This is a genomic window from Verrucomicrobiales bacterium, from assembly GCA_016793885.1.
Taxonomy (GTDB): Bacteria; Verrucomicrobiota; Verrucomicrobiia; order Limisphaerales; family UBA11320; genus UBA11320.
Genome location: JAEUHE010000179.1, coordinates 72,238 through 84,730, shown reverse-complemented (window position 1 = coordinate 84,730; position 12,493 = coordinate 72,238). Strand labels below are relative to the sequence as shown.

At 58.7% G+C, this 12,493-nt stretch carries 9 protein-coding genes; 5 read left to right on the top strand and 4 right to left on the bottom strand.

Annotated features, from left to right (window positions below):
- Positions 1 to 141 precede the first annotated feature (141 nt).
- Complete coding sequence (locus JNN07_20665; protein ID MBL9170160.1) at positions 142 to 2,268, bottom strand: fibronectin type III domain-containing protein; 2,127 nt, start codon at positions 2,266 to 2,268, stop codon at positions 142 to 144.
- Between the two features lie 215 nt (positions 2,269 to 2,483).
- Between JNN07_20665 and JNN07_20660 the strand changes: the two genes are divergently transcribed.
- Together JNN07_20660 and JNN07_20655 are read left to right on the top strand one after the other, a co-directional pair.
- Entirely contained in the window at positions 2,484 to 3,236 is a 753-nt protein-coding gene (locus tag JNN07_20660) for a hypothetical protein (GenBank protein MBL9170159.1), read from the top strand.
- Between the two features lie 159 nt (positions 3,237 to 3,395).
- On the top strand, positions 3,396 to 3,647 hold the full coding sequence (locus JNN07_20655) for a hypothetical protein (GenBank protein MBL9170158.1): 252 nt from the start codon (positions 3,396 to 3,398) through the stop codon (positions 3,645 to 3,647).
- 19 nt (positions 3,648 to 3,666) lie between these two features.
- Here the strand turns inward: JNN07_20655 and JNN07_20650 are convergent, their stop codons facing one another.
- Both JNN07_20650 and JNN07_20645 read right to left on the bottom strand, forming a co-directional pair.
- Positions 3,667 to 5,496 carry an Ig-like domain-containing protein gene (locus JNN07_20650; GenBank protein MBL9170157.1) on the bottom strand — a complete coding sequence of 610 codons (1,830 nt, stop codon included), beginning with the start codon at positions 5,494 to 5,496 and terminating at the stop codon, positions 3,667 to 3,669.
- A gap of 381 nt (positions 5,497 to 5,877) precedes the next feature.
- The gene (locus JNN07_20645) at positions 5,878 to 6,669 is read right to left on the bottom strand and encodes a dienelactone hydrolase family protein (GenBank protein ID MBL9170156.1); all 792 of its coding nucleotides are present in this window, start codon (positions 6,667 to 6,669) and stop codon (positions 5,878 to 5,880) included.
- A gap of 169 nt (positions 6,670 to 6,838) precedes the next feature.
- On the opposite strand from JNN07_20645, the gene metG reads away from it, so the two are divergent.
- From metG to JNN07_20630, 3 genes are all read left to right on the top strand, one after another.
- Complete coding sequence (metG, locus tag JNN07_20640; GenBank protein MBL9170155.1) at positions 6,839 to 8,416, top strand: methionine--tRNA ligase; 1,578 nt, start codon at positions 6,839 to 6,841, stop codon at positions 8,414 to 8,416.
- A 96-nt stretch (positions 8,417 to 8,512) separates the two neighbouring features.
- Positions 8,513 to 9,769 (top strand): signal peptide peptidase SppA, encoded by a 1,257-nt coding sequence (sppA, locus tag JNN07_20635; protein ID MBL9170154.1) that lies wholly within the window; start codon positions 8,513 to 8,515, stop codon positions 9,767 to 9,769.
- A gap of 174 nt (positions 9,770 to 9,943) precedes the next feature.
- A complete protein-coding gene (locus JNN07_20630; protein MBL9170153.1) occupies positions 9,944 to 11,017 on the top strand; it encodes a formylglycine-generating enzyme family protein in 1,074 nt (357 codons plus the stop codon).
- A gap of 565 nt (positions 11,018 to 11,582) precedes the next feature.
- On the opposite strand, the gene JNN07_20625 is transcribed toward JNN07_20630, so the two are convergent.
- The gene (locus JNN07_20625; GenBank protein MBL9170152.1) at positions 11,583 to 12,473 is read right to left on the bottom strand and encodes a hypothetical protein; all 891 of its coding nucleotides are present in this window, start codon (positions 12,471 to 12,473) and stop codon (positions 11,583 to 11,585) included.
- Positions 12,474 to 12,493: the final 20 nt, after the last annotated feature.

Sequence of the window (12,493 nt, the reverse complement as noted above, 5' to 3'; positions counted from 1 at the left end):
GCTTTGGTGCCCCCAGCGTAGCTGGCATCCCTCTTCGGTCCCCCAAAAGCTGCAAGGACCTACAGGACCCTGGAACTATAACCCTCAGACCGCTTCACGGCCAACTCCAAGACGCTTCCCGACGGCTTTGAAGTTGCGACGTCACTTAACCACCCGAAAGAACTGCGCGGGCGCCTGAGCATCGATAGCAGCACTCCCCCCGGTGGCTATGTCCTGCCAGCTAGGATTGGTCAACGAAGCACTGGACTGGAGGACCCCGCCACCCATCCATTCGATGTTCAGTTTCCCGGCGTTCAACTCCGCACGCGTAATCCGCACTTCAACGGCTGGCTGAATCTCGATGAAGGCCAGCTTGTTGTTGGCTGCTTCCGGTCCATTCTCGATGGTAAGGCGGCCGTCCGTGACCTCCACGGTCATGGTGAGATCAGCGAAATTTGATCCTCCGCCCGGAGCCCGCCTGTCCGACAGCACACCTTCCACGAGGTAGTGAAACACCGAATCCACATTGTCCGGATCACCGCCGACAATCCGCACTGAGTAGTTCCCTGCGGGAACCTCGATTTCCCAAATCTGTCCGGCGGGCTGCGGCTTTTGCATGTGATTGAGCGTATCGTAACGCCGATCGCGGGAATTGGCCGAGTTGCGAAGACGGGCATTGGCCCCATTCGGAACATCCCACCCATAGCTGTAGCCGTTTCCTCGATCTCCGAACTCATCGCCGTAGTCGTTGAGGAATCCCGGCAGCGGATAGCCGCTCACTCCGTCGGTAAAAGCGGCGGCGGCAAAGTTGATGTAAAGCCCGGTTGCGGCCGTTCGTCCACTGGCCCCGGGGGAGAACTCCGATGAACCAGTGTCGTTGGAAGCTTGCACGCGAAAATGATACACCGTATCCGGAGTGAGATCGGAAACGATCAAGTAGCGAAGCGGGGAATCGACCCGCCCTATCTCGCTAAAATTTACTCCATCGGCGGACTGCTCCACCACGAAGGTGTTGACCACTTGATCGGAGCTCGTCCAATTGACGCGCAGTCCCGTCGTGGAAAAGGTTTCGATCGAGACACTGGGCATTCCGGCCGCAGTGAGCGCCGAGGCCTCGACGGACGCCCCGCTCGTTCCTCCCGGCAGGTTTCCGAGAACGACGTAGTAGTAGACCGTGCCTCCGGCCAGGCCTGTGTCTTCGTACTGGGTTCCCGGCACCGCGGTCGCAACATCACTGTAAGGGCCTCCGGGCGTCCCACTGCGCTTGACGAGATAGCTGGTGGCACCGTTAAGCGCGTTCCAAGCCAACGAGATCTTGCTTGTCCTGCCAATGGCGGAGAGGCCCGTGACGGGCACATTCGGCCGTGCCTGCACCTCGTTGGAGTCCGTGCTTTCCCCAAAGCCGTTGAGGCCGGACACCACGTAGTAATAGGTCGTGCCATTGGCCAGTCCCGTATCCTCGTAGCTAGGATCCCGCAGGTCAGAGGCGATGGTCGTGTAGGGTCCGCCCGGCAGTGAAGCACGTTTGAGCGAGTAAGAGGTGGCCCCCTTGGCGCGAGTCCACCCCAGCTTAACGGAACCGTCACCATTCAAGGCCACCGCCAGGTCGGTCGGCACCGAGGGCGGAACCGCCGAATCGACAACAAGACCATACATATTGATTCCCTGGCCCATCTCATAGGTCGAGAACGCCACCTCTCCGGCTTCGAACACCTTCATGTAAACCGACGCGTACTGGTTGATCGATCCATCCCCATTCTCATCGTACCCGGTTTCATCTGGCCATTCGCCATTGGCGGTTCGGTTCAACCCGTTGATCACGGGTTGCCATTCATCCCGAACTACCCAGGACATGAGCGACGAAAAGTCGGGGGGAGTCGCGGCATTGTTGTCGCCAACCCGGTTGTCGATGAGCAGATACACCACACAGCGTTCGGAAAGGCCCACGTCCAATTGGAAACTCAGATTATCGCGATTGTTGTTGGCGATGAGAATATACTCGCGTCCCAGCAGATAATCCGGCAATGGAAGATCGGCGGTGGCGCTGTTGTGCTCGTGAATCCGATCCGTCATCGCCAGAACATTTTCTCCGTAAGACGGCACGGTATATCCAGTGCGGAGGGTGGTTCCACCGTTGATAACATCGAACCGTTGACCCGTGAATTTCGCGTCGGGTCGGTCGGTATCGCCATTGAGTTGAGTCACCGTGGTGATCAATCCGGCCGACTGACAGAGCAGGGGACACAAGATCGCCAGGGACAAGAAGCTAGCACGGGGACGAGGATGCATAGGCGGTTGGCTTTACGGTTTGGGTTGTACATAACGCCTCCACGGAGTTCACGGGAAGACCCGAGACGAACGCAGAGGGATTTGGTACGAAGACCTTAACAAAAAGCCCACGATCGGGCAAGTCAAAGCTGAGAAAAAGCTGAGAAAAACCGGGCATTGATAGATGATCAGCTGTCTCCTAGATTTGGACAAACATAACCACGAGGACACTCCCTATGCTCATTCCACCGACCTGGACCCTCCCACAGGCCATTCAGCTTCGCCTTGGACAAACAACCTACGGCCGCCAGCGGGCGATCCCCGCTGACGGGCATGTGTTGCTGGTGTTGCATAAGCCGCCATCGCCAGCGGAGCGGTCACGAGAAGGTGTGCTGTTTTGGAGGAACGAGCGGGGCGAATGGATGGCAAATCGTGGTGGGGCAGGCCCGGGCTCGCTCAAACGTCACGTCCAAGCATTCGCGGAACTGGAGAAGAAGTTGAGCACCGATTACGAATCGGCCAAGGATGTTCAAGCGCTGTTCGATGTCCTCGAAGCGGTGACGCCTTTGGCTCGCACGGCGTCGAACCTGCATGCGGCACTTCAGACAGCCAGGGAGTCTCTGAACAACGACCCCTTTCTCATTGAAATGAGAGATCTTGCGTATGAAGTGGATCGCAACCTGGACTTGCTGCTGCAAGACGTGCGTAATGCCATCCAATGCCAAACGGCTCGTGAAGCGGAGATCGAATCACGCCTCAGTCAGGAGGCCCTTCAGGAGAGCCGCCGTCTCAATACCCTGGCCGCTCTGTTCTTCCCGCTCACCGCTCTCACGAGCGTGTTTGGCATGAACCTGCCCAGCGGCATTGAATCGATGGGAGTCCTTCTCTTCTGGGGTATCTTCTTTGCGGGCATTGTGCTCGGTTTGGCTATCAAGACGTGGGTGACTCTGAACCGGCCGGTGTCCCGTTCCGGCCCGGCTAAATCCTGAGACATTGCGGCAAGCCTTCGCCTTGTATAGGGGCCTTTTGCGCCCCTCGGCGGCCCAGTTGACAAACCTGGGATCTGTGCGCTCGATCGTCTTTAGCAAAATTAAATAATTCTCATTCCAGGCTGGAAAGCAGCCCTCACTTTTGATAGGGTCGCGACCGTGACACGAAACGCAAAAACGAGCAAACCAGCGGTGACGCTGGCCGAAGGACAAGTGTGGCGTTTGCCCAAAGGATTCGTAGAGATCGTCAAACTGGGCAAAACCCTGGCTCATTATCGCCGTTCCCAAACCGAAAAGCAGCGAGGAGTGCCCGTCACGTTGGCTCCGATCCACGACGTTGCGGCAGTTCTCAAGAACAACCAGGCCGAGCTCATTCGCGCTGCCAAGCCCCCGAGTTCCAACGCCTCCTGAGGCGTTCCTCTGCCGGTTCTTATTGGCTGACCGCCCGATAGAAGCGCCGGCCGGTGCTGAAAGTTAGGGTGTCCTGAAAGACAGCCCGACCTTCGCTGCTCATCACAACTGCACCCGCATCGGCCCACTGAGGTGCGGACACTGAGGTGGTCCGCTGAATCGTATAGGTCCGTCCGGCAGTACCCGTGAGCGTCAACCGCGGACGTCCATCAGTGGGCAGTTGGTAATCCACAAAACGTGCCGCTGCCGGTGGGACATTGGTTCCGGAAGACTTCGTCTGGACTTTGAAATAGGTGCTTCGCATCACCCGCCCATCGCCGAACATGTTCGGGATGGCATTGCTCGCGGAGTAGAAGTTCTTCCCGAATTGGATGAGTCCATCGTAGGTTAAGCCGGGCTTCAAGGTATCCGCCGGAATCACGACCGAGGTTGCCGTGGAGGCCAGTGGGCGGGGGATGCACGGGTTAGGAGCCATAAATGCGGTTTCACCGCTCGAATCCGAAAGTATCACCACGATGTAATTTCCCGAGCCAGCTGCATTAAAGGCATTCCAGCTGAGAGTGAAATTCTGGGATGAATCGATGTTTTGGGCAGCGGCCAGATTGGCGATGCGCGGCACCGTCGACGGCGTGGGAGGCATCGTCATCGGAACGACTCGCTCTGGTTGGTTGACTTGGTCAAAACGCAGGGTGTAGTTGCCCGAAGGGAAACTCGCATCCAGTGCCGCCTCATTCGTTGCCGTCTGCGTGGTGGAGAACAGCGACGAGAACCCGGTCAGATCTTTGCGACTGCCTCCGGGCAAGGTGAGACTGGCACCGGTGACTACCGGGCCGGCATCGGGGGGGCCGACTTGGACGGACACGAAGTTTGGGAACTGCGACCTGACCACGGGGTCGGCAGCCCCGATCTGCTCGTACCAAATGCCCTTGTTAAAGCTGTAATACCCTGCGCCGATATCGATGCCCACACAGTCTTCCTTGTTCGTTTCGGTGGGCCCGCCTGAGACGATCGTAAAGCTTCCACTGATGCTGGGCAGATTCTCACCCGTTGCGCTTCGGAAGGGCAGGGCGCTCCCGGACGGATTCAGCGTCCAAGTCACCACCGTATTGGCGGGGATTGGCGCTATCGGTTGAAGCTGCAAGGTTCGCCCATCGGCTTGCCAGGTTCCGGTGTAGGTAACCGTGGGGGGAGAGATCAGCAGATTTCCCACCACCCCTCCACCGCTCCCGTTCAAAGGCGGGATGGCCACATTCATCATCTCGGAAAACACAAACGTCAAAGGAGACGCCGGATCCACCTCGGTCTCCCCATCCAAGGGTTCGACGGATTCCAAAGTGGGGACTTGGCCACCGCCTGCGACGGTTCGAAAGCTGCCCGTGATGGTAGGGACCGCTTCACCGGCAGCGTTCCTGAGGGGAGGAACGAACCCCGACATCCCGGCCGGATTGAGTGTCCATTGGATGAGAGTGTCGGCGGGCAGGTCGTTTTGCGGAAACAGCCGCAAGGTTCGGCCGTCCTCTTCCCAGCTGCCGGTTAAGGTCACGCCGTCGGGGGCAAACCGGGTGTTGCCGACCAAGATCTGAGGAAAGCTGGGGATGGGCGCAGCTTCGACGTCCATATCCTGATCGAAAACGATCACGAGTTCCGTGTTAAGTGGTATGCCCGTAGCCCCGATGGCTGGAGATACGGAGACCACTTTGGGAGGAGCGCCAAGCAGGGGGATGGCCGTAAGAACCAGGAACCAGGTGCAAATCCAGCTCACCCAGCCCCGATAGGAACCCGAAACGCGTGATGGAACCGTGGAACGTGACAGGTCGACCCACCGAGGAGTAAGGACGTGGTACTTCATAAACGCATTTAACAACTCCATGCATGCTAGGAGAAGCGCGCTAGACATGTCAAATGGGTCCACGCAGAGCGTTTGGAGGCGGAGTGAGATCGCCGAACGTACGTTCGGCGGACTTGTCTTGGGAGGTGGAGCGGGGGGAGTCATAGGCCCCACTGCAGCTTTCGGTTTGTCAACTACTTGCGACTGGTGGAGATGGAATACGCTTGCCCCTCTCCCCGGAATCGGACGACCAACCGGCTGAACGTACGTTCGACCGTTTGGTCGTGAGTTTGGGTCGTGGGGAAGGTTGGATCTACAGCAGGGCGAAACCCCCGTCAGCCTGGATGGGCCATCCGCCAGGTAACTTGCGGCAGGCGGAGAGCCGAGCGAGACAGCGATCTGCTAACGGGAATGTTCTCCAAACAGCTCGGCGAAGAAGGTGCGCATGGCTTCCCAGGAACGGTGATCAGCTTTCTCGTTGTAGGCCGCGCCTTTGCTATTGTCCGAACCGGCATCCCAGTGCGTGAAGCTATGAACCGCTCCGCTGTAGGCCACAAACTGACAGTCCACTTTGGCCTGGCGCATTTCCTCCTGAAACCCAGTGACCTCCGGGGCAGGAACGTAAGGGTCGTCCGCGCCGTGGAGCACGAGCACTTTGCCGCGAATCTTCTTGGCATCCTCCGGACTGGGCGTGCTCAAGCCTCCGTGAAAACTGACAACGCCTGCTACATCGGCGCCGCTCCGGGCCAATTCCAAGGCGGTGGTGCCGCCAAAGCAGTAGCCGATGCAGGCGATGCGCTTCGCGTCCACCTGGCCTGACTTGCGCAAGGCTTCCAGGCCGGCGTTTACGCGCGCGCGAAGAAGGGTGCGATCCGATTTGTATTGTCCGGCCAGTTTGCCCGCATCCGCAGTGGTCGCCGGACGAATGCCCTTGCCATAGATATCCACCGCGAACGCGGTGTAGCCCAGCTTGGCGAGCATTTCGCAGCGCTTCTTCTCGTAATCCGTCAAGCCCTTCCACTGGTGAACGACCAACACGCCGGGCCGGGGGCCGGACTTGGCTTTGTCGTATGCGAGAAAGCCTTCCAACTCCACACCGTCGGAGCGATACACGACAGTCTCGGTCTGGATAGCGGCCTGAAGGTTGAGGGACAGCAGCAGGGCAAATGCGATGCAGGACAGCAGCGGCTTCATAGGAGGTCAGTATTTAGGGAGGAAGAAAGCAAAGGCAATGGGAAAGGGGTGGCGATTTTGGATTTTGGATTTGCGATTTTGGATTTGCCGAAGGAAAGCCATCGGCCATCCAAAATCCAAAATCGCAACTCCTTGATATGCTTTCAATCCTCGGCCAGACTGGGGGCGCATGTCGAAGCGCTTTTACATCACGACCGCCATTGACTACGTCAACGGCCAACCGCATTTGGGCCACGCTTATGAGAAGGTGATCACGGATGTGATCGCCCGCGCGCGGCGCAGCATGGGGGGTGAAGTCTTCTACTTGACGGGACTCGACGAGCACGGCCAAAAGGTGCAACAGGCTGCAGTCAAAGCAGGCAAGTCCCCCCAGGAGTATTGTGATGGATTGGCAGTGGATTGGCAGCGCTTCGCTGGCACGCTCAACCTCACAAACGATGAGTTCGTTCGCACCACCCAGCCGCGTCACAAGGCAGTCGTTCAAGCGGTCTTGAACCGACTTCACGAACGCGGACACTTCTATGTGCAGGAGTATCAGGGATGGTATTCCTCGAAGGCGGAGACTTTTCTCACCGAGAAAGACCGTCGGCCCGACGGCACCTTCGATCCCGAATACGGCGATGTCGTGCAACTCAAGGAGAACAATTACTACTTCAAGCTGGGACAGCACCAGCAGTGGCTGATTGATCACATCGAGAACAATCCGGATTTCATCTATCCCGACTACCGTCGTAACGAGGTGCTCGGTTTTCTGAAGAACAACACGCTGGAGGATTTGTGCATCACTCGTCCCTCGGCACGCTTGACCTGGGGCATCCAGGTGCCTTTCGACCCCGACTACGTGACCTATGTGTGGTTCGACGCCTTAACAAACTACATCACGGTTCCGGCGGCGCTGGGCGATCCGGGGCTTCCGGAATGGATCAGGGTGGCCGCGGGTGCAGGCCCAAGCTCGGGACCCTCCCTCTGGCCGGCCGACGTGCATGTCGTGGGCAAGGACATCGTCAAATTTCATGCGGTCTATTGGCCGATTATGCTGAAAGCCGCGGAGCTTCCATTGCCGAAGAAGCTGGTGGTTCATGGATGGTGGCAGAAGGACGGTCAGAAGATCAGCAAGAGCACGGGGGTGACCGTCGATCCAGTCGAAGTCATCAACGATTGGGGAGTGGATGCATTCCGATACTATGTTGTTCGGGAACTCAGTGTGGGGCCGGACGGCAACTGGACCGATGGTGGCTTCGCGTCGAGGTATAATGCGGAGCTGGCGAACGGTTTGGGGAACCTGGTGAATCGGGCCCTGTCCATGCTCAAGAAGTACCGGAATGGCATCGTTCCGGCTCGGCACGACGAATTGGCGCCAGATGCGGCGCGGGCGGTTCAAGCCGTTCGCGAGTGCTACGAGGGCTACGAACTGCAGGAGGCTTTGGTCAACACCTGGGCGCTGGTGACTCGAGCGAACCAATATGTCGACCAGACCGCTCCCTTTAAGCTGTTCAAGGATCCTGCCCAAGCAGGGCGGCTGGATGAGGTGCTCTATAACCTGGTCGAGGTGTGTCGCATCCTGGCGATTCTGGTTTGGCCGGTCGTCCCAGCGACTTCCCAGAAGATGTTCCAACAGCTCGGCTTGTCGGGCACGCCGGATCGGTTTGCCGACTCTGCCTGGGGAAAACTCGAAGCGGGGCACCCGGTAGGGGAACCCGCAGCGCTGTTTCCTCGTCGCGACACTGCGCCCAAACCTTCGGCGTGACGGAAGGAAGGCCTGAAGAGGGGCATCGGCCCCTCCTAGGCCGGCGATGATGCTAGGACTTGCTGGGGGCCAGATCTTTGTCTAGGTTGCGCCGGTATGGATCAACAAAATGCTCCGGGTGAAACCTCGCCAGTGCCTCCGCCGATTCCGCCAGTGCCGGCGGCCGAGCCGGAGCCGACTCAGTCTGCCCCCCCACGCCAAGTGCCCCCGGTCATTGCGCGCGAGCCGCAGCGATTCAGCCAAGCTGGCCCCGCTCCGACGGGATCTGCACCGCGTCGCGGACGAAGCGGGCTCTTCTGGCTGATGCTCATCCTGCTGGGCGGAGGCGGACTCGTGCTTCTGGTTTTTCTCATGTTAGGGAGCATGCTTGGAGGGTTGTTCGGAGGTGGGATACCCGGTGGGCCGATGGCGGCGACGGATCACGGCCCCAGGCTGGTGGAGATAATTCAGGAGGAGGGGGACTCGGACGAGCGCATTTTGGTGATTCCGATGGAAGGAATCATTACCTCGGCTCCGTTGGAAAGTGTGGGGCACAGCATGGTGGACTTGCTGAAACACCAGCTTGAGAAGGCGGCCGATGAGGACCGCATCAAGGCGGTCATTCTCAAAGTGGACTCCCCGGGAGGAGAAGTGCTGGCCTCGGATGACATGTATCAGCTGCTCAAGGAATTTCAGGAAAAGCATCGCAAGCCCATCATCGCCTCGATGGCAAATCTAGCCGCTTCAGGAGGATACTACGTGTCCGCTCCATGCCGCTGGATCGTCGCCAACGAGCTGACCATCACCGGCAGCATCGGGGTGATCATGCATGGATTCAACTATCGCGGGTTGATGGACAAAGTTGGCATCCGACCTGAGGTCTTCAAGAGTGGGAAGTTCAAGGACATGCTGAGCGGCGACAAGCGCGAGGAGGAGATCAGTGAGGAGGAGCGAGCGATGGTTCAGCGCATGGTCAATGAAACTTTCGACCGCTTTAAGGCAGTCGTGGCCGAAGGACGACAGAATGCCAACAAGCTCAACGCTGAGGAGAAAGAAGTTGAAGACCGAGGTCGCACTTTGGTTCCCGAATGGATGGCGTATGCGGACGGTCGGATTCTCTCGGGCAAGGAAGCACTTCGACATGGCTTTGTGGACGAATTGGGAAACTTCCAAACCGCGGTTGAACGTACGATGCAGATTGCCGGGCTGCGCCGTCCGGAACTCGTGGAGTATCAGCCCGTCCTCGACTTCAGCCATCTCTTCCGCCTGTTTGGCGACGCGAAGGCCCGTCCGGTGAAGGTCGATCTCGGCCTGGAGAAGTCGAAGCTTCGCTCGGGCTATATGTATTTCATCTGGCCTATGGCGGTGAATTGAATCAACCGGCCCCTCGAACGACTTTGGTGTCCTCGAGCATCATCCGTCGAAGAAACACTTACCTCATCTGTGAACAAGCCACCACGGGCACCTATTGATCCGGCGGTTCAACGGCGGACCCTGCTCATCGTTGGGGGAGCCTTCGGCTTGGGTTTGTTACTTGCCTGCTTTTGGATGAGCAAGGAGATCCGGCGCGTGTATCACATGCAGCGGATTCCGGCGGGCGACGAGCAGACGACTCCTTCAGGGCAGCCGGCTGCCCCGCCATCGGCTCCGACGTCGCGTCCCCCGGAAACGACGCCCGTCAAACCGGCGTCACCCGAGGCCAGGACGGCGCCGGCGGGTGCGCGCGGCACCAACGGCATGGTTTGGATTCCAGGGGGGAGCTTTGCCCGAGGCGCTGCTAACGGGGCGCCGGATGAGCAACCCGTTCGGGAGATCACCGTTTCTGGATTTTGGATGGATTCAACGGAAGTGACCAATGAGGAATTCGAGCGGTTCGTGAAAGCTACCGGCTATGTGACGGTGGCGGAGCGCAAACCGGATCCCGCCCAGTATCCGGGTGTGCCGTTGGACAAGCTAGTGGCTGGTGCGGCGGTTTTTCATGCGCCGAAGGAAGAGGTGTCACTCGCTGATTTTCTCAGCTGGTGGGAGTATATTCCTGGCGCCAACTGGCGTCATCCGGAGGGCCCGGGGTCTAATTTGGCGGGCAAGGAGAAGCATCCAGTGGTGCAGGTCTGTTGGTTCGATGCCACCAAATATGCGGAGTGGGCCGGAAAGCGTCTCCCGACCGAGGCCGAGTGGGAGTTTGCGGCGCGCGGGGGGTTGAAAGGGGCCGACTATGTTTGGGGACAAGAGCTGGTTCCCGGAGGCCGATGGCAGGCCAATATCTGGCAGGGCAAATTTCCCAACTCGAACAAAGGAGAAGACGGCTTCCTTACCACCGCTCCGGTGGCGTCGTATCCGCCCAACGGCTATGGGCTGTACGACATTTCTGGAAACGTGTGGGAGTGGTGTCAGGATTGGTACCTGCCTGACTACTATGGAACCTGTCCGGCCGAGAACCCCCCCGGTCCATCGACGAGCGAGGACCCCAACGAGCCAGGGGTCGCGAAGCGCGTCCAGCGTGGCGGATCGTTTCTCTGCAACGATGTCTATTGCTCGGGCTATCGGCCCAGCACCCGGATGAAAGCCTCTCCCGACACTGGGCTCAACCACAGCGGGTTTCGCTGTGTCGTGAGCAAGTGAACTGAGGTTGTCGTAGTGCGATGGTCCGTTCCGGGGATTTGATGGTGTGACTCATTTCGCTTGAGGACGTTTCTGCGCCTATGGAAAACCCTGTCTTCGTCGGCATTACAAATGCGCCAGAGGGTTACTCTTCCTAACACCATCTCAAGGTAGGGAGAGACTCCGTCGAGCCCACAATGGCCCAGAGCTCTCGTGCGAACAACGAGTCAGCCCGAAAAGGACCTCTGGACGTCGATTGCCCATGATCGCTCCTCGCGGTGTCCCCTTCAGCCTATACATACCTAGAGTATTCATGGGCTCGACGGAGTCTCTCCCTGCCTCATCAGGGGTAAAATCCTCAGCTCGTGTTCAGCCTCGATACTTAGGGCAAGGTTGAGAGAGGCTTACACGAAGAATGAATTAAAAGTTTAGCCGGATCGGTTCTCGATCAACTCCAAGACGTTTCGGGACGGACGTGACGGATATGGAGTGCGGAGACATGTCCCGCTTTTCCTGCACGCGACGGACCCGAACTCCTTGCCCTCCTTCGGATTGACTTACATACCGGATTTGCGATGTCCTCGACTCACTGAAGTCGGAAATAGCGCTTGGGGGCAGTCCCAGGAAGCAGGACTTCGAGAAACTCCCCGTTGGTGACAGGTGCGGTGTCGACCGGCCGCCAATTAATGGGGGCCTCCAGATCGGGAGTCGCCACGAGGTTGAGTCCCTTCGCCGAGGCTGGCCAGCGAAGCAGGATCCCTTGACCGGTGGACTGAGCCTGGATCTGCAGTCGTACCTCTGCGGGGGGTAAATCTCCCGTTGCCACGATGGTCACCGGTCCGCTGACAGTAGCGAAATCGGGGGTTGAAGGGTCCAGCGGTTGGGAGAAGAAGTATTCGATCTCGAGCCTGAGCTTGCCTTCGTTCACGTCGAGTTTGCCGGTCATTTGGCTAATGGTTCCCGGAGGGCCGCTATCGAAATCTACGGAGTCGTTGCACTCTCGACCGGAACCCTGAGCCAGAGAGCAGGGGAGTCCACTGAGGGCGTAGGAGCCATCGCCAAAGGTGCGGTAGCGCAGGTTGTCGACCGCGAACCCGCCCGTGACTGAGAGCGGAACGTACTGCAAGGGGACGGGTGTTTCAATGCGGGTTAGCTCTAGGTCGTTCACTTTGGCCGTCGCTTTGCCCAGGAAGCCGAAGCTGATGCTGAAATTCATGTCCTGGACGGTGCGCATTGAGAAATCTCCGACGGCGATCTGAGTCGGAGCAGATGCGGGTGTCACCTCCACCTGGATTTCTCCCGCCAGCTTGGTTTGTTGGGTGTCACGCTGGCCGAAGGCATCGATCGAAACGCGTATGGTGGAGAGATTGGTGTCCAAGGTGAGCTGAAGTGGCGCCGCCCAGGTCATGGTGGCTAGCGCCATCCAGCCCAGGCAGAATCCGAAAGACCAACCGGGGCAGGTGCGTGTTAAAGTCATAAGTGTGTGATCAGGTCTAG

Bases quoted from the DNA above. Each gene is read 5' to 3' on its own strand.
- JNN07_20665 (MBL9170160.1), bottom strand. From the start codon at position 2,268: ATGCATCCTCGTCCCCGTGCTAGCTTCTTGTCCCTGGCGATCTTGTGT.
- JNN07_20660 (MBL9170159.1), top strand. From the start codon at position 2,484: ATGCTCATTCCACCGACCTGGACCCTCCCACAGGCCATTCAGCTTCGC.
- JNN07_20650 (MBL9170157.1), bottom strand. From the start codon at position 5,496: ATGAAGTACCACGTCCTTACTCCTCGGTGGGTCGACCTGTCACGTTCC.
- JNN07_20645 (MBL9170156.1), bottom strand. From the start codon at position 6,669: ATGAAGCCGCTGCTGTCCTGCATCGCATTTGCCCTGCTGCTGTCCCTC.
- metG (MBL9170155.1), top strand. From the start codon at position 6,839: ATGTCGAAGCGCTTTTACATCACGACCGCCATTGACTACGTCAACGGC.
- sppA (MBL9170154.1), top strand. From the start codon at position 8,513: ATGGATCAACAAAATGCTCCGGGTGAAACCTCGCCAGTGCCTCCGCCG.
- JNN07_20630 (MBL9170153.1), top strand. From the start codon at position 9,944: ATGAGCAAGGAGATCCGGCGCGTGTATCACATGCAGCGGATTCCGGCG.
- JNN07_20625 (MBL9170152.1), bottom strand. From the start codon at position 12,473: ATGACTTTAACACGCACCTGCCCCGGTTGGTCTTTCGGATTCTGCCTG.